The organism is Gordonia sp. ALPHA1B1, from assembly GCF_005502615.1.
GTDB classification, from domain to species: Bacteria; Actinomycetota; Actinomycetes; order Mycobacteriales; family Mycobacteriaceae; genus Gordonia; species Gordonia hongkongensis.
In genome coordinates, this window is record NZ_SCOC01000005.1 from 59,021 (window position 1) to 74,942 (window position 15,922).

At 69.5% G+C, this 15,922-nt stretch carries 16 protein-coding genes; 4 read left to right on the forward strand and 12 right to left on the reverse strand.

The annotated features are described in order from the left end of the window. Positions 1 to 114 precede the first annotated feature (114 nt). Together FFS52_RS04720 and FFS52_RS04725 are read left to right on the forward strand one after the other, a co-directional pair. Positions 115 to 816 carry a hypothetical protein gene (locus tag FFS52_RS04720; protein ID WP_249356251.1) on the forward strand — a complete coding sequence of 234 codons (702 nt, stop codon included), beginning with the start codon at positions 115 to 117 and terminating at the stop codon, positions 814 to 816. Beyond that, positions 813 to 2,060, forward strand: a complete 1,248-nt coding sequence (locus FFS52_RS04725; protein WP_137809005.1) for an alpha/beta-hydrolase family protein — start codon at positions 813 to 815, stop codon at positions 2,058 to 2,060. The genes FFS52_RS04720 and FFS52_RS04725 overlap by 4 nt, the downstream gene beginning before the upstream one ends. 45 nt (positions 2,061 to 2,105) lie before the next feature. Here the strand turns inward: FFS52_RS04725 and gatA are convergent, their stop codons facing one another. After that, positions 2,106 to 3,611 (reverse strand): Asp-tRNA(Asn)/Glu-tRNA(Gln) amidotransferase subunit GatA, encoded by a 1,506-nt coding sequence (gene gatA / locus FFS52_RS04730; RefSeq protein WP_137809006.1) that lies wholly within the window; start codon positions 3,609 to 3,611, stop codon positions 2,106 to 2,108. Then, positions 3,608 to 3,919 carry an Asp-tRNA(Asn)/Glu-tRNA(Gln) amidotransferase subunit GatC gene (gene gatC / locus FFS52_RS04735; RefSeq protein WP_065632687.1) on the reverse strand — a complete coding sequence of 104 codons (312 nt, stop codon included), beginning with the start codon at positions 3,917 to 3,919 and terminating at the stop codon, positions 3,608 to 3,610. Before gatC ends, gatA begins: the two co-directional genes overlap by 4 nt. A 179-nt stretch (positions 3,920 to 4,098) precedes the next feature. Here gatC and FFS52_RS04740 point away from each other — a divergent pair, with 179 nt between their 5' ends. Both FFS52_RS04740 and FFS52_RS04745 read left to right on the forward strand, forming a co-directional pair. Beyond that, complete coding sequence (locus tag FFS52_RS04740) at positions 4,099 to 4,767, forward strand: amino acid-binding protein (protein ID WP_137809007.1); 669 nt, start codon at positions 4,099 to 4,101, stop codon at positions 4,765 to 4,767. Between the two features lie 34 nt (positions 4,768 to 4,801). Next, positions 4,802 to 5,317 (forward strand): O-acetyl-ADP-ribose deacetylase, encoded by a 516-nt coding sequence (locus FFS52_RS04745; RefSeq protein ID WP_065632685.1) that lies wholly within the window; start codon positions 4,802 to 4,804, stop codon positions 5,315 to 5,317. A gap of 7 nt (positions 5,318 to 5,324) precedes the next feature. Here the strand turns inward: FFS52_RS04745 and ligA are convergent, their stop codons facing one another. The 10 genes from ligA to FFS52_RS04795 form a co-directional block, all read right to left on the reverse strand. Next, a complete protein-coding gene (ligA, locus tag FFS52_RS04750) occupies positions 5,325 to 7,415 on the reverse strand; it encodes an NAD-dependent DNA ligase LigA (RefSeq protein ID WP_065632684.1) in 2,091 nt (696 codons plus the stop codon). A 137-nt stretch (positions 7,416 to 7,552) separates the two neighbouring features. Next, on the reverse strand, positions 7,553 to 7,939 hold the full coding sequence (locus tag FFS52_RS04755; RefSeq protein WP_065632683.1) for an MmcQ/YjbR family DNA-binding protein: 387 nt from the start codon (positions 7,937 to 7,939) through the stop codon (positions 7,553 to 7,555). Positions 7,940 to 7,981: 42 nt separating this feature from the next. After that, positions 7,982 to 8,998: a vitamin-B12 independent methionine synthase gene (locus tag FFS52_RS04760; protein ID WP_137809059.1), complete on the reverse strand. Its 1,017-nt coding sequence runs from the start codon at positions 8,996 to 8,998 to the stop codon at positions 7,982 to 7,984. Further along, complete coding sequence (mnmA, locus tag FFS52_RS04765; protein ID WP_058252159.1) at positions 8,995 to 10,113, reverse strand: tRNA 2-thiouridine(34) synthase MnmA; 1,119 nt, start codon at positions 10,111 to 10,113, stop codon at positions 8,995 to 8,997. The genes FFS52_RS04760 and mnmA overlap by 4 nt, the downstream gene beginning before the upstream one ends. Then, complete coding sequence (locus tag FFS52_RS04770; protein ID WP_171011552.1) at positions 10,113 to 11,333, reverse strand: cysteine desulfurase family protein; 1,221 nt, start codon at positions 11,331 to 11,333, stop codon at positions 10,113 to 10,115. The genes mnmA and FFS52_RS04770 overlap by 1 nt, the downstream gene beginning before the upstream one ends. A gap of 69 nt (positions 11,334 to 11,402) precedes the next feature. Then, entirely contained in the window at positions 11,403 to 11,882 is a 480-nt protein-coding gene (locus FFS52_RS04775; protein WP_058252161.1) for a DUF4334 domain-containing protein, read from the reverse strand. A gap of 63 nt (positions 11,883 to 11,945) precedes the next feature. Further along, complete coding sequence (locus tag FFS52_RS04780) at positions 11,946 to 12,890, reverse strand: lysophospholipid acyltransferase family protein (RefSeq protein ID WP_137809008.1); 945 nt, start codon at positions 12,888 to 12,890, stop codon at positions 11,946 to 11,948. Next, positions 12,887 to 13,873 (reverse strand): GNAT family N-acyltransferase, encoded by a 987-nt coding sequence (locus FFS52_RS04785; RefSeq protein ID WP_137809009.1) that lies wholly within the window; start codon positions 13,871 to 13,873, stop codon positions 12,887 to 12,889. Before FFS52_RS04785 ends, FFS52_RS04780 begins: the two co-directional genes overlap by 4 nt. A gap of 100 nt (positions 13,874 to 13,973) precedes the next feature. Beyond that, complete coding sequence (locus FFS52_RS04790) at positions 13,974 to 14,930, reverse strand: electron transfer flavoprotein subunit alpha/FixB family protein (protein WP_068970697.1); 957 nt, start codon at positions 14,928 to 14,930, stop codon at positions 13,974 to 13,976. Between the two features lie 53 nt (positions 14,931 to 14,983). Then, a complete protein-coding gene (locus tag FFS52_RS04795; protein ID WP_004019278.1) occupies positions 14,984 to 15,769 on the reverse strand; it encodes an electron transfer flavoprotein subunit beta/FixA family protein in 786 nt (261 codons plus the stop codon). Between the last annotated feature and the right edge of the window lie 153 nt (positions 15,770 to 15,922).

Here is a 15,922-nt window from a genome sequence, read left to right on the forward strand (position 1 = left end):
AGACGACCCGATACCGTCGTAGCGTTTCGGCGTCGACGAACCGGCCTGGGGACGACCGCGGCCGGTCCCGCGGAGCGATGTGCCGGCCGGATCCGGACTCATAGCGTCGATGACATGACCGGATCAGAGAACATCCGAAAGTTTTCGTCGGACAACGTCTTACACCAGCACCGCGATCTCTCCGCAACTACATGCCGACGACGGTCGCGGTGGTGGGCGGCGATGCTCACCCTGGCCGTACTCGTCACCGGCCAGTGGATCTCGACGGCACACGCCGTCGCGGGCCCGCTCCTCGCAGCATCGAGCCCGGCGGTGACGGCGCCGGCGGCCGATGCGACCAATCCCTACGCGGCCGTGGTCGTCGCCCTCGTGGGACCGCACCCGGCCACCGCACTGACGTCCCTTCCGCCGTCCTTCGTCGTGGCGCAGGGGTACTCCCCGCGGATCGTCGACGGATACCCGATCGACCCGGATGGGGACTGCTCGTCGCCGGTTCCGTTGCCACCGCACTTCACCCCGCTGTGCCGCACCCACGATCTCGGCTACGACCTGTTGCGGGCGGCGCAGCGAAACGGCAAACCGCTCGGCGCCTGGGCCCGGATCGCGCTGGACCGCATGCTGATCGACCGGATGTACGCCTCCTGCCGGACAGTTGCCTGCACGACCGCCACGCACGGCGCTCGAATCGGGTTGGCGTGGAACACGTGGCGCCAGTACGGCGGTCCCCCGGCCCGGGGCGAGTCGTTGTCGGCCTTGGTCCACACGACCGTCGAGCGCGCCTTGGTCGATCCCGACGAGCGCGAGGTGCGGCGATGACGAAGTACCGAGACGCCCGTTGGCTGCGTGACGGCCCGTTCCGATCGTGGCCGCATCCCGCGATCAGTGTCGCGGTGACCCTCGGTTACCTCATCGCGGTCTATCCGGGCACCCTGCCCCGGGACGCGACGACGACCGCGATCGTGACCGCGGCATTGAGCGCGCTGGGTGCGATCATCGGGATGATCGCCGCCCGGCGCAGTCGGCGACAGCCGGACGACCAGGCACGGCGCGTCGTGTTCGGCTCTTGCCTGGTGATCCTCGGATGCACGGTCGGCGTGGCGGTCTGGTGGCAGAACCTCATCCGTGCGGCGGTCGATGTCGCACCCGTCGGGCCCGGATGGGTGGCGGCGGCCACGATCCCGCCCGCCGTCCTCGTCCTGGCGATCGTCGCCGTCCCGCGTAGCTGCGCTCTGCTCGCGGCCGGCGCAGTTGCCCTCACGGCGGGACTGCTGGCACCCGCCGACGCCGGCGCCGACGAACAGCCGGTGCCGGCGTCGTCGACGACGGTGGCGACGCATTCGGACGTCCTGGCCCGCGGGGAGCTGAGCACCGATGGATTCGACCGCGCCGCTGTACAACTCGTGCGGACGTGGACGCGTTCGGGCGGACTGTCGACGCAGGCGGTCGTGGTCGCGGTGCCGACCGGATCGGGATGGCTCGACCCGGCGGCGGTCGACGGTTTCCAGAGCCGGTTCGCCGGCGACGTCCGGGTTCTCACACTCCCCTACGACGACGTGCCGTCGTGGCAGGCCTTCGTGTCCGACCGCTCCCGATCGGCGGACTCGGCGATCGCGGTGGTGTCGGCTCTGACAACCGTCCTCGACGGTGTTCCCGACCGCGAACGTCCGCGGGTGATCCTCTACGGGCAGAGTCTCGGTGCCGTGGGCGCCGACGCCGCCCGGGTATGGCTGGAGAACGAGCGCCCCGCTCTGCTCGACGAGACCGTGCTGGTCGCGCCGCCGGCGGGCACCGTCGCTCCGGATTCCCGCACCTCGCGAACGGTTCTCGCCAATTCCAGCGACCCCGTCGTGCGCTGGTCACCCGCCGGACTGTGGAGGCCGCACCGCGCCACCGAGGACACCCACATCCGCGGTCCGCGGGTCCCGTCGGCGCCGTGGCTACCCGTGGTCAGTTTCGTACAGACGAGCATCGACCTTCTCGGCGCACTCGACGGTGCGGCCGGGGTCGGCCACCGGTATGGGTCGGAACAGTCCGGACCGCCGCAGCCGATGCGGAACTGACGGCCCGCGGCGGCGTGCACCGAAGACGGCACGCCGCCCGGGTCGTCAGACGATCGGCCCCCGAGCCGCTTCGTACGATGCGCCCACGCGGTACAGCCGGTCGTCGGCGAGGGCGGGCGCCATGATCTGCAGCCCGACAGGCATGCCGTCGTCGACCGACAGCCCCGACGGCACCGACATCGATCCGATGCCGGCGAGGTTCACCGGCAGCGTGCACAGGTCGAACAGGTACATCGCGAGCGGGTCGTCGACCTTCTCCCCGATCGGGAACGCGGTGGTCGGCGTGGTCGGCGAGATGAGCACATCGACCTTCTCGAAGGCGGTGGCGAAGTCACGCGCGATCAGGGTGCGCACCTTCTGCGCCTGACCGTAGTAGGCGTCGTAGTAGCCCGAGGACAACGCGTAGGTCCCGATCATGATGCGGCGCTTGACCTCTGGACCGAATCCCTGCTCCCGGGACAGAGCCATGACCTCATCGGCCGAATGCGAACCGTCGTCGCCGACCCGCAATCCGTAGCGCATCGCGTCGAACCGCGCGAGGTTCGATGACACCTCCGACGGGAGGATGAGGTAATAGGCGCCCAGCGCGTAGGTGAAGTGCGGACAGCTGACCTCGACCACCTCGGCGCCGCGCTCCTCGAGGAGCTTGACGGCCTGGTGGAAGGAGTCGAGCACGCCGGACTGGTAACCCTCGCCCTGCAGTTCGGTGACGACACCGATCCGGACGCCGGCGAGATCCCGCTCGGCCCCTTCGCGGGCGGCCGAGACGACGTCGGGCACCGGCACATCGATCGAGGTCGAGTCCCGCGGGTCGTGCCCGGCGATGATCTCGTGCAGCATCGCGGTGTCGAGGACGGTACGGCCACACGGGCCGCCCTGGTCGAGCGACGAGGCGCACGCCACGAGCCCGTAGCGCGAGACCGTGCCGTACGTGGGCTTGACGCCGACCGTCGCGGTGACCGCGGCCGGCTGCCGGATCGAGCCCCCGGTGTCGGTACCGATCGCCAGCGGGGCCTGGTACGAGGCCAGCGCGGCGGCGCTGCCACCCCCCGAACCACCCGGGATCTTGCTGGGGTCCCACGGGTTCCGGGTGAGCTGGTAGGCGGAGTTCTCGGTCGAGCTGCCCATCGCGAACTCGTCCATGTTGGTCTTGCCCAGGATCGGGATGCCCGCGGCGCGCAGGCGTGCGGTGACCGTGGCGTCGTAGGGCGGAACCCAACCCTCGAGGATCTTGGAGCCGCACGTGGTGGGTGCGTCGGTGGTGGTGAAGACGTCCTTGAGGGCGATCGGTACACCCGCGAGGGCCGACGGGGCGTCCCCGGCGGCGATCGCGTCGTCGGCGGCCTTCGCGGCGACCAGCGCTTCGGCGCCACTGACGTGGAGGAACGCGCCGAGTTGGTCGTCGATCTCGGCGATGCGGTCGAGGTGGGCCTGGGTGACCTCTACCGAGCTGACCTCGCGGGCACCGATCCGGGTGGCGAGTTCGGCGGCGGACAACCCGGTCAGATCACCGTCGGGACGCGGCGCGGCGGCGCTGGAATCGGGACTCACTGCTCTTCTCCCAGGATCTGCGGAACCGCGAAACGGTCCTGCTCGACGGCCGGTGCACCGGACAGCGCGGCGTCGGTCGTCAGCCCCGGGACGACGACATCGGGGCGCAGCACATTCGCCAGTTCGGCCGGGTGGGCCGTGCCGGGCACGTCGTCGGCGGCCACTTCCGACACCGACGCGACGTGGGTCAGGATCGAGTCCAGCTGCTCGGCGTAGACATCGAGTTCGTCCTCGCTCAACGCCAGGCGCGACAGACGCGCCAGATGCGCGACTTCGTTGCGCGATATGGACTTCGGTTCGCCAGCCACCGCAGCGTCCTTCCTTCCATCACTGTTCGTTCGGGTCTCGTCGTCCCCGCCGTGTCGTCGACCGATGTCGTGTCGGCGTCTGGGCGACGTCTCCAGACTATGGGAACCCGCGACGACCGCTTCCCCCAGCCACCGGTTGGCAGCCGTGCACTGCGCGCCGCCCGCGCGTGGGTGCGAGAATGTCGCACGTGTCCTACCTGTTGCGGGTCTATCTCGAAGACCGGCCGGGCAGCCTCGGCGTGCTCGCCGTGCAGCTCGGCTCGGTCGGCGCAGACATCCTGTCCCTCGAGGTCGTCGAGCGCGGCAACGGTTACGCCGTGGACGACCTCGTCGTCGAGGTGGCGCCCGGGGCGCTGCCCGACAGCCTGATCACCGCGGCCGAGAAGGTCAACGGCGTCCGTGTCGACTCGATCCGCCCCTACTCGGGCGTGCTGGACACCCATCGTGAACTCGAGTTGGTCGATCAGGTGGCCACTGCCGGACGTGACCGGTTGCAGATCCTGGTGGACAACGCGCCCCGCGTCCTGCGCGTCTCCTGGGCGATGGTGGTCACACCCGCCAGCGGCGGCGTGCTGCAGCTGTTCAGCTCGTCCGGCGCCCCGGAGACCCCGCTCACCAGGGCGGATTGGCTACCGCTCGAGAGAGCCGTCGAGCTGGACGCCGACGGCGACTGGGTGCCCGGTGCCTGGCAGGACATGGACACCCGTCTCGCGGCGGCTCCCCTGGGCTCGGAGTCGAAGGCGATCCTGCTCGGACGCATCGGCGGACCGGACTTCCGGCCGTCGGAGGTCGCCCGACTCGGTTATCTCGCCGGGATCGTCAGTACCGTGCTGCGCGCCGAGAGTTAGCCACCGCCGGTCGATCCGGAGGCATCATGGTCTGATGACGTCCATCACGTTGATACAGGGCGACATCACGACACAGTCGGTCGACGCGATCGTGAATGCCGCGAACTCCACACTGCTGGGCGGCGGCGGTGTCGACGGCGCGATCCACCGGCGGGGCGGCCCGGCGATCCTCGCCGAGTGCAAGGAGCTGCGGGCGGGCACCTACGAACGTGGACTACCCGTCGGCGAGGCCGTGGCCACCACCGCGGGAGACCTCGACGCACGTTGGGTCATCCACACGGTCGGACCGGTGCACTCCTACGACGAGGACCGTACATCCCTGCTCGTCTCCTGCTACCGCGAGTCCCTGCGCCTCGCAACCGAACTCGGTGCCACCACCATCGCCTTCCCGGCGATCTCGACCGGCGTGTACGGCTGGCCGATGGACGACGGCGCCCGCAAGGCGGTCGACACGGTGCGTGCCACGCTGCCGGAGACCTCGATCGAGGAGGTCCGTTTCGTCCTTTTCGACCAGCGTGCCTTCCGCGCGTTCGAGTCCGCTCTGGGCTGATCGACGGTCACTCGGGGCTGCCGGTCTCCAGCAACTTCTTGAACGCGTCCTCGTCGAGCACCGGCACGCCGAGCTGTTCGGCCTTGTCGGCCTTGGTGCCCGGCGAATCCCCCACCACCACGTAGTCGGTCTTCTTCGACACCGAACCCGACGCCTTGCCGCCGCGTTGCAGGATCGCCTCCTTGGCCCCGTCACGGGAGAAGTCCACCAGCGAACCCGTCACGACGATCGTCTTGCCCTCGAGGGTCCGCGGGATCGACTCGTCGCGCTCGTCTTCCATGGAAACGCCTGCGGCGCGCCACTTCTCGACGATGTCTCGATGCCAGTCGACGGTGAACCAGTCGTGGATCGACTGGGCGAGGGTCATTCCCAACCCCTCTACGCCGGCGAGCTGGTCGATGTCGGCGGCCTCGATGGCCTCGAGGGAACCGAATTCGGTGGCGAGGGCGCGGGCGGCGGTGGGCCCGACATGGCGGATCGACAGCCCGACCAGCACGCGCCACAGCGCCACGTCCTTGGCTTTGTCGAGGTTCGCCAGCAACCGCTTGCCGTTGGCCGAGAGCGCCCCCGCCTTGGTGGTGAACAGATCCGTGCGGATCAGGTCCTCGGCCGTCAGCGAGAAGAGGTCACCCTCGTTGGTGAGCACCCCCGCCGACAGCAGGGCCGACGCGGCCTCGTAGCCGAGCGCCTCGATGTCGAAGGAACCCCGACCGGCCAGGTGGAAGAGCCGCTCGCGCAACTGGGCCGGACAACTCTCCTGGTTCGGACAGCGGAGGTCGGCGTCGCTCTCCTTTTCGGGACGCAGCGGCGTCTCGCAGGCCGGGCACAGTTCGGGCATCTCGAACTCCACCTCGGTGCCGTCGCGGAGATCGACGACGGGCCCGAGGACCTCGGGAATCACGTCGCCGGCCTTGCGGATCGTGACGGTGTCCCCGATCAGCACGCCCTTGCGCTTGACCTCCGAACCGTTGTGCAGGGTCGCGCGCGAGACCGTGGACCCGGCGACCAGCACGGGTTCGAGGACTGCGAAGGGTGTGACCCGGCCCGTGCGTCCGACGTTGACCTGGATGTCGGAGAGCTTGGTGGTGGCCTCCTCGGGCGGGTACTTGTAGGCGATCGCCCACCGCGGCGCCCGCGAGGTGGAACCGAGGCGACGCTGCACGGTGACGTCGTCGACCTTGACCACGATGCCGTCGATCTCGTGCTCGACGTCGTGACGGTGTTCGCCCCAGTAGGCGATCTTGTCGATGATCTCGTCGGCGCCGGACACCTTGGTGGTGTGGGTCGACACCGGCAGACCCCAGGCCCCGAGCGCCAGGTAGGCGTCGTGCAACGACTCCGGTCGCCAACCCTCGGTGTGCCCGATCCCGTGACAGATCATCCGCAGCTTGCGACGGGCCGTGACCTGCGGATTCTTCTGCCGCAGCGAGCCGGCGGCCGAGTTGCGCGGGTTCGCGAACGGCGGCTTGCCCTCCGCCACGAGCGAGGCGTTGAGCGCCTCGAAGTCCTCCACCCGGAAGAAGACCTCGCCACGCACCTCGAGGACCTCGGGAATCGGGTACTCCGGGGACTCGGTCAGGCGCATCGGGATGTCGTCGATGGTGCGCGCGTTCAGTGAGACGTCCTCACCGGTGCGTCCGTCGCCACGGGTGACACCTCGCTCGAGAACCCCGTTCCGGTAGACCAGCGCCAGGGCCACGCCGTCGATCTTGAGCTCGCAGAGGAAGTCGGCCCGGGCGCCGGCGTCGGCGACCACGCGGTCGACCCAGGCGCGCATCTCGTCGTGGTCGAAGACGTTGTCCAGCGACATCATTCGCTCGAGGTGGTCCACTGCGGAGAACGCCGTGGAGAAGCCACCCCCGACGAGCTTGGTGGGTGAGTCGGCGGCCGCGAGTTCGGGGTGCGCGTCCTCGAGCGCCTGCAGGCGTCGGAGGAGCAGATCGAACTCGCCGTCGGTGATGACCGGCGCGTCCTTCACGTAGTAGCGGAACTGGTGCTCGCGGATCTCCTCGGCGAGCGCGGTCCACTCCTCACGCAGGTCCGCCTCCGGCCCCGACTGCTCGGTGACCGGCTGACCCGACTCCGTTGTATCTGCCACGTTCCGAGGGTATCGGAGTGGTGGGACAGACCCAGCTCGTCAACCGATGCCTCATTCGCGCGGTACTGCTTCCCTCCCGCTGATCGGATCCGATCAGCGGGACGGAGACGGGACCGCGGGAGTTTCCGCGCCGACGATCACAACGGACCGAGCTTCGCCACCGACCGTTTGGGTGCGATCTGGCGGTAACTCGTGTCGAGGAGTTCGGCGACCTCGTCCCAGTCGGTCTCGGCGTCGAGGATCAGCCCCACCCAGCCGGCCGGCCCGAGGTAGGCGGGCAGGAAGAACCGCGGATCGTCCAGCAGCGCGGGCCGCTCGGAGTCGTCGGCGAGGACCAGGATCGATTGATCGTGACGCACCTTGCTGCCCTTGACGCCACCGCCGTAGTTGCCGAACATCTTGCCGCAGCGAAAGGTCGGGCGACCGTGCGCGACGACCTCGGTTGCGTCGGGCAGCGCGAGCGCGATCTCCCGTATGCGGCCCAGATAGGGATCCGCGTCGTCGAACATGATCGGGTGCGGCATACCGACGAGAATAGGTCCGCGACGTCGGACCCGCAGGGGTTTTCAGAGCGCGGAGGGATCGCTGCCGAGCAGCTGACCGGCCTCCGCGGTGATCGCCAGCGCCGTCTTGGCCCACTTCGTCGATGCCCCGGCCAGACCACAGGTCGGCGTCACGATCACGTTGTCCGACAACACTTTGCGGTCCAGCCCGATGCGGTCGGTCAGCGCGGCGAGTTCGGTCGCCACGTGTTCGGCGGCCAGCGGACGATCGGGCGCGGTCGACGGCACACGACCCGCGAGCAGGACGCCGCCGCGGTCGACGAGCATCCCGATCCCGTCGAGATCGGTCGCCGACGGTGTGGTGATGTCGATCGAATACGCAACCCCGGGAAGATGTTCGAGGAGATCCCACCGCGGTGTGCCGCAATCGTGCAAGACCACCGGGACGCCGACGTGGTCGACGAGTTCGGTGAGTGCGCGAGCCACCTCGACCGCCGGTATCGCCCGGATGGGGTCGAAGCGGGTCAGCGGCTTCACCGTGCCGTCGATGACCTGGCCGACCATCGGCTCGTCGAGCTGGACCACCACGCGCGCACCGAGCCGGCGTTCCACCTCGGCGACGTGCTCGCGCACACCCTCCGCCGTCGACTCGACGATGTCGCGGACGGCACCGTGGTCTTTCAGGACTCGTTGCCCGTTCGTCAGCTCGACAGATGCCGAGGTGGTGAACGGACCGGCCACCTGCACCTTGAAGGCGCGGCCGGTACCGATGAAACCCGCTGTCTCCCACAGCTCCTCGACGACGTCGAGGTCCTCGGCAAGCAGGTCCGCGGCGCGTCGGGCCAGACGGGAGTGGCGTTGCGCCAGCCGGTAACCCCATGTCGCGGTGTCCATCGGCAGGTCGACGAGGATCGCCGCCATCCGGCCGATCAGATCCGCACCGATACCTCGCGCGGGCAGTTCGACGAGGTGGGCGAGATCGAGTTCGCCGTTCACCACCGCGGCGGCGGCACGTGCGTCGGTGCCGGGCATCGACCCCACGCCGGTGCCCAATCCGGTGGGCAGTGCCGCTCCGGTCACCGAGACGCGACGACGGTCGGCTGCGACGAGGTGGTGGCGATGCGTCCGCACCCGACGACCTGGTCGCCGCGTCGGGCATCGGGCAGGTACAGCACCGCGGCCTGACCGCGGGCGACGCCGGTGAGCGGCTCCTGCAGCGCGATGTCGATACCGGGTTCACCGTCGATCGTGGTGGCGGTCGCGCGCACCGGCGCGAGCCCGCCGTGGGCTCGGACCTGCACCATCGCGTCGAAGGGCTCGTCCGGAGTGACCCCGGAGGTCCACACCGCACGCGTCGCGGTGATGCCCCAGACCTGCAGATCGGCTGCCGTCCCGACCGTCACCGTTCCCGAATCCGGGTCGATCTCGGTGACATAGCGGGGCTTGCCGTCGGCGGCCGGCGCCTCGACCCCCAGGCCCTTGCGCTGCCCGATGGTGAAGCCGTGGACCCCGTCGTGCTCGGCGAGGCGCTCGCCCGACGTCGCGTCCACGATCGCGCCCGGCCGGACACCGATGCGGGCTCCGAGGAACGCGCGGGTGTCTCCGCTCGGGATGAAGCAGATGTCGTGGGAGTCCGGCTTGTCCGCGACGGCCAGGCCGCGCCGGGCCGCCTCGGCCCGGATCTCGGACTTCGGGGTGTCACCGATCGGGAACATCGCCCGCGACAACTGATCACGCGTCAGCACGGCCAGCACATACGACTGGTCCTTGTCGGCGTCGACCGCTCGTCGTAACTCGCCGTCGGTCAGCTGCGCGTAGTGACCGGTGGCCAGCGCGTCGAAGCCGAGCGCCATCGCCTTGTCGGCGAGGGCCGCGAACTTGATCTTCTCGTTGCATGTAAGGCACGGGTTCGGGGTGCGTCCGGCCGCGTAGGCCTCGACGAACTCGTCGATCACATCGTCCTTGAACCGGTCGGCGAAATCCCAGACGTAGAACGGGATTCCGAGGACATCGGCGGCCCGGCGGGCGTCGGAGGCGTCCTCGCGCGAGCAGCATCCACGCGAGCCGGTGCGCAGCGCACCCGGAGCCGTCGACAATGCCAGATGAACTCCGACCACCTCGTGACCGGCCTCGACCGCCCGGGCCGCGGCGACCGCCGAGTCGACGCCGCCGCTCATCGCTGCCAGTACGCGCATCAGGAGATCCTTCCGCCGGGGACCGAGACCAGGCCGGCCGCCCGCGCCCGGTCGACGACCTCGTCGATGACCGCGGCGACCGCGTCGATGTCGGCCTCGGTGGTGGTGTGGCCGAGGGAGAACCGCAGCGACGACCGCGCGTCGGCCATGTCCAGACCCATCGCCAGGAGGACATGGCTGGCCTGGGCGACCCCGGCGGTGCAGGCCGATCCGGTGGAACACTCGACGCCCTTGGCGTCGAGAAGCATGAGCAGCGAGTCACCCTCGCAACCGGCGAACGACACGTGCACGTTCCCCGGGAGGCGACGATCGCCGTCGGCACCGTTGCGCACCGTTCCGTCGACGCCGAGGAGGACGTCGGTCAGCCGGGTCTGCAGGGCGCGGACGTGCGCGGTGTTCTCGTCGAGGTGCTCGACGCAACACGACAGTGCCGCGGCCATCCCGGCCGCACCGGCGACGTCCTGCGTTCCCGAGCGCACGTCGCGTTCGTGGCCGCCGCCGTGCAGCAGCGGCACGCATCCGACGTCCCGACCGAGCAGCAGGGCCCCGACGCCCTGCGGGCCGCCGAACTTGTGGGCGGTCAGGCTGAGCGCCGAGAGGCCGCTCGCGGCGAAATCGACCGGCAGATGGCCGACGGCCTGGATCGCGTCGGAATGCACCGGGACGCCGAATTCGGACCCGACCGCGGCGAGCTCGGCGATCGGTTGGATCGTGCCGACCTCGTTGTTGGCCCACATCAGCGAGATGAGAGCGGTCTCGGCAGCGTGCTCCTCGAGCTCCGCGCGCAGGTCGGCGGGCGAGACGACACCGTCGGCGTCGACCGGGAGCAGGACGAGCTCGGCGCCGGCCTGCTCGGCCAGCCACTGCGCGGGGTCGAGGACGGCGTGATGTTCGATCGCCGAGGTGATGATCCGGCGACGGCGGGGGTCGGCGTTCTGCTGTGCCCAGTAGATCCCCTTGACCGCCAGGTTGTCGGCCTCGGTGCCGCCGCCGGTGAAGACGACCTCGGAGGGCCGGGCGCCGACCGCCGCGGCGATGGCCTCGCGCGCCTCCTCGAGCCGACGACGTGCGGTGCGACCGGATCCGTGCAGCGACGAGGCGTTACCCGGCTGCGCGAAGACGGCCGTCATCGCCTCGACGGCTTCGGGCAGCATCTGCGTCGAAGCGGCGTGGTCGAGGTAGACAGGCGCCTTCACGGGCGGTCGGCTTGGCACGGGCATCGCTAGCAAGGATAAACGCGCGTAGGTCGCCGACAAATTCCGCGATCGGACGCGGAACGACAGCCCGCCTCAGACCCGCTCGAGGTAGAAGTACAAGTGACGGCCGTCGATGACTCCGCCTTTGCCGTTCATGATCCCCATCACCGTGGTGTCGTCGACGCGCTTGAAGTGGTCGATGACCGGCTGACCGTCGTAGACCATCGACGCGGTGATCTCGCCGCGGAACTCGATCGCCCACAGGCTGGCCTCGCCCTTGCCGAGTTTGGTGTTGGAGTAGAGGTTGCCGTTCTCGTCGCGGCACACCAGCGGTTGGACGTCGCTGCGTGAGGTGAACGTCTTGCCGAACCAGTTGGCCTTGGCGAGCGCGCCGTTGATGGCGTGCCCGGTGGTGAACTCGCCGCCCTTCCATGCGCCGAGCATCTCCTCGGGCCGCAGCGGCGACAGTCCCGCCCACACGGTGTCGAGGTCGGCGTCGTCGACTCGGCCGTCGACGTCCCGGAGTTCGAAGAACTTGGCGCGCGCGGCTTCTCGGGTCTGAGTGGACGTCATCGTCGGCCTCCTGGAGGTACGCGGTTGATCGTCCGCAGAGCTGCGGACGGCTACCGGAAAAACCTATATCAGGGAACGGGTGATGTCACTTTCCGCGCCCGGGAATCGCCCCGCCACGACGCGCTCACACCGACGCGCCAGCTCGCGACGATCTGCGCCGGGTTCCTCGGGCGGGTGGATGACCATCGTGACGACGAGACCACGCGCCCGCAGGACCCGCCGCAGCGTGTCGGCCGGGGTGTCGGCGCCGATGAAACTCGGTGCCGTCGCGGTGGTCCCGTCGCTGCCGACGAAACGCAACCTCACCGGCACGACCGGCACGTCCGCATCGATCGCGGCCTGGAAGAACGCGGGTCGGAATGCACCGGCCGAGCGGCCGCAGTACGTGGTGCCCTCGGGGAACACGATCACCGACGAGTCGCAGTGCAGCCGCCCGGCCACGTCGCCGACCGTCCCCGGCAGACCGCGGAGTGTGCCGCGGTCGACGGCGATGACGCCGAACCGGCGCGCGAGGGACGACACCACCGGCATCCCGACGACATCGGATTTGGCCACCACGTCAGCAGGGCTGATCAGCGCGAGCGCCAAGACGTCGAGGAACGAGATGTGATTGGCGACCACGAGTCCGGCGCGGGTCGGGCCACATCGCCGGTCCTCGACGCGGACGGCGATACCCAGGGCCGCCAGCAGTGCACCCGACGCGGATCGACGCAGGGGACGCGGCGGACGACGACGCAGCCGCGCCACCGCCCCGGTGGTCAGCGCCGCCCAGACGATCCACACCACGACCACCACGAGTCGGCACAGACGCCACGCGACGATCGTCGCGCCGGTGACCGCGTCGAACCGCCCGGCCCGCGGTGCACCGATGCAACCGTCACCACAGGTGCTGATCGGGAACCACGGGTGCGCGAGCGCGCCGGCCGGGCGGGCAGGCGGACAGGCGGCGTGCTCGCGTCGGAAACGCTCGGAGCGAGGTCCGACCGGACCGACCAGCAGGGCGGTCATCGTGCCGCGCCCCCGGGCTCCGGCGTGGCATCCGTGCGGGCCGAACCCAGCCGTCGGGCACTCGATCGCAGCCGGTCGAGGTATCGCTTGTTGGCACCTTCGCGGTCGAGCAGGGTCAGGAAGTCCGCGACGTCGAAGACGTCGTCGACCGCCGGCTCGCCACAGATGCGGGCGCCGAGGCGGAGGTATCCACGCATCAGTGCCGGCATCGCGACCGTGTCGGACGGCACGATGTCGTCGAGCAGGCGTCCGCCGATGCGGGCCGGCGCCAGCGGGTGGGCGCGGCGCTCGGGGTCCTGGTGGTCGTCGCGCAGACGATCGCGCAGGGCGCGCAGCGACGAACCCGGCAGCCATTCACCCGGCGTGTGCAGGGGCACCGACACACAACCCATCAGGTATCGCAGGTCGGCGTCGTCCATGTACTGCAGCAGCGCCGCCCACATCAGCGCGGTCACCGACCCGTCGCGGTACTCGGAGTGGACACACGCTCGACCCAATTCGACGGTGGCGGAGACGATGTCGTTCATCTCGCGGAGGTCGAACTCGGTGGCCGAGTACCAGCCGCCGGCGGCGATCGCCCGCGCCGGGGAGAGCAGGCGCGCACACCCGACGACCCCGTCGTCGGCGTGGCGGACGATGAGGTGCTCGCAGAAGGCGTCGAACCGGTCGGCATCCCGTCCGGTGACCGCGTCACCGATGCGGTTGGAGAAGCCGGGTTCGTCGGCGAAGACGCGATACCGCAGTTCCTGGGCGGCGACGATGTCGGCGGGATCGTCGGACACGAGGACCCGGATGGGCCCCGCGGTGAGCAGGGTCGTCGGCACGGCCCGCGAGAACCGAGCGCGCGCGACATGGCTGGTGCGGACTGGCGACTGCATGGCGTTCATGACTCGAATGGAAACGAGACCGGGCATCGGCAGGACCACCGCAGCGTGTCGTGTCGGTGCGAGTTCGATGAACTCGGGCCGCCACCGGATGAACAGGCCTCGCCACGGCCACGTGCGGGTGAACGACCCCCGAACGCACGGTGACCCCCGACGGGGAGTCGGGGGTCACCGGGTCCTGCAGTTGATCAGCTCATGATCACTTGCGCTTCTTGACCTCTTCGGTCAGCTGCGGCGCAACGTTGAACAGGTCGCCGACAACGCCGTAGTCGGCGATCTCGAAGATCGGGGCCTCTTCGTCCTTGTTGACGGCCACGATCGTCTTCGAGGTCTGCATGCCGGCGCGGTGCTGGATGGCGCCCGAGATGCCCAGGGCGACGTACAGCTGCGGCGACACGGTCTTACCGGTCTGACCGACCTGGAACTGACCGGGGTAGTAACCGGAGTCGACGGCCGCGCGCGAAGCGCCCACGGCGGCACCGAGCACGTCGGCGAGTTCTTCGACGACGGAGAACTTCTCGGCGCTGCCGACACCGCGACCACCCGAGACGACGATCGACGCCTCGGTCAGTTCGGGACGATCGCCGCCGACGTTCGGCTCGACCTTGGTGATCTTGACCGCGCCCTCTTCCTGAGCCGGGACCTCGACGTCGACACGCTCGCCGGCGCCGGCCTGCGGAGCGGCCTCGACGCCACCGGGGCGGATCGAGAAGACCGGGACCTCGCCCTTGGCCTGGGCGTCGACGGTGTAGGCGCCACCGAAGATGGAGTGGATGCCCACGCCGCCTTCCTTGACGTCGACGATGTCGGCGAGGACGCCCGAGCCGAGGCGCACGGCCAAGCGGCCGGCGATCTCCTTGCCGTCGGCGGTGGCCGCGACGAGGATGCCGGCCGGCGAGGCGGTCTCGGCGATCGAGGCCAGCACGTCGACCTGCGGGGTGATGAGGTAACTACCCGCATCGTCGGACTCGGCGACGTAGATCTTCTCCGCGCCGGCCTCCTTGAGTCCGTCGAGGATGCCGTCGGCCGAGCCGGGCTTGCCGACGACGACCGCCGACGGGGTGCCGAGTGCGCGGGCGGCGGTGATGAGCTCGCTGGTGACCTTCTTCAGGGCGCCTTCGGCGTCCTGTTCCACGAGAACGAGTACTTCTGCCATGGTGGTTTTCTCCTGAATGTCTGGGGGTTCGCCGGTGGTCTGCGTGGAGAAGGTCAGATGATCTTCTGGCCGACCAGGTACTCGGCGACCTTGGTGCCGCCGTCGCCTTCGTCGGTGACGCGCTCGCCCGCGGTCTTCGGCGGCTTCGGGGTGTTCGCCGTCACGACCGAGCCGGCGTTCTCCAGGCCCACATCGCTTGCCTCGACGTCGATCTCGGCGAGGGTCAGGACGGTGACCTCCTTCTTCTTGGCGGCCATGATGCCCTTGAAGGAGGGGAAGCGCGGTTCGTTGATCTTCTCGTTCACGCTGACGATGGCCGGCAGGCTGGCCTCGACGTGGAAGATGCCGTCGTCGGTCTCCCGCTCGCCCTTGAGGGTCTCGCCCTCCAGGGTCAGCTTGCGCAGGTGGGTCAGGTGCGGGAGCTCGAGGTACTCGGCGATCATGGCCGGGATGGCGCCGACGCGACCGTCGGTGGCCTCGTTGCCGGCGATGACCAGCTCGACACCCTCGACCGTGCCGAGCGCCCGGGCCAGCACGTAGGCGGTCTGGACCGCGTCCGAGCCGTGCATGAGGTCGTCCTTGATGTGGATCGCCTTGTCGGCGCCCATGGACAGGGCCTTGCGGATGGCGTCGGTGGCGCGCTCGGGACCCGCCGTCAGGATGGTGACCTCACCGCCGTCGGCCTCCTTGATCTTCAGCGCTTCCTCGACGGCGCGCTCGTTGATCTCGTCCAGGACGGCGTCGGCGGCCTCACGGTCCAGGGTGTAGTCGTCGTCGGACAACTTGCGCTCGGACCATGTGTCGGGAACCTGCTTGATCAGTACGACAATGTTTGTCATGGGTCTACGTCGACCTCCTGCATCGGGTTCGGCAACTTACCGGCGGGTAAGGCCATGGGTCCCCACCACTTTAGCGTCTCCTATGTTTCCACTAAACATCGACTACCTCACACAATGCACGCTACCGTTCGCTCGCTCGGTACGACGGCCCCG

Bases quoted from the DNA above. Each gene is read 5' to 3' on its own strand.
- FFS52_RS04720 (WP_249356251.1), top strand. From the start codon at position 115: ATGACCGGATCAGAGAACATCCGAAAGTTTTCGTCGGACAACGTCTTA.
- FFS52_RS04755 (WP_065632683.1), bottom strand. From the start codon at position 7,939: ATGCCGCACCCGATCATGTTCGACGACGCGGATCCCTATCTGGGCCGC.
- FFS52_RS04790 (WP_068970697.1), bottom strand. From the start codon at position 14,930: ATGGCAGAAGTACTCGTTCTCGTGGAACAGGACGCCGAAGGCGCCCTG.
- FFS52_RS04725 (WP_137809005.1), top strand. From the start codon at position 813: ATGACGAAGTACCGAGACGCCCGTTGGCTGCGTGACGGCCCGTTCCGA.
- FFS52_RS04775 (WP_058252161.1), bottom strand. From the start codon at position 11,882: ATGACGTCCACTCAGACCCGAGAAGCCGCGCGCGCCAAGTTCTTCGAA.
- FFS52_RS04740 (WP_137809007.1), top strand. From the start codon at position 4,099: ATGTCGCACGTGTCCTACCTGTTGCGGGTCTATCTCGAAGACCGGCCG.
- mnmA (WP_058252159.1), bottom strand. From the start codon at position 10,113: ATGCGCGTACTGGCAGCGATGAGCGGCGGCGTCGACTCGGCGGTCGCC.
- FFS52_RS04795 (WP_004019278.1), bottom strand. From the start codon at position 15,769: ATGACAAACATTGTCGTACTGATCAAGCAGGTTCCCGACACATGGTCC.
- FFS52_RS04745 (WP_065632685.1), top strand. From the start codon at position 4,802: ATGACGTCCATCACGTTGATACAGGGCGACATCACGACACAGTCGGTC.
- FFS52_RS04780 (WP_137809008.1), bottom strand. From the start codon at position 12,890: ATGACCGCCCTGCTGGTCGGTCCGGTCGGACCTCGCTCCGAGCGTTTC.
- FFS52_RS04770 (WP_171011552.1), bottom strand. From the start codon at position 11,333: ATGCCCGTGCCAAGCCGACCGCCCGTGAAGGCGCCTGTCTACCTCGAC.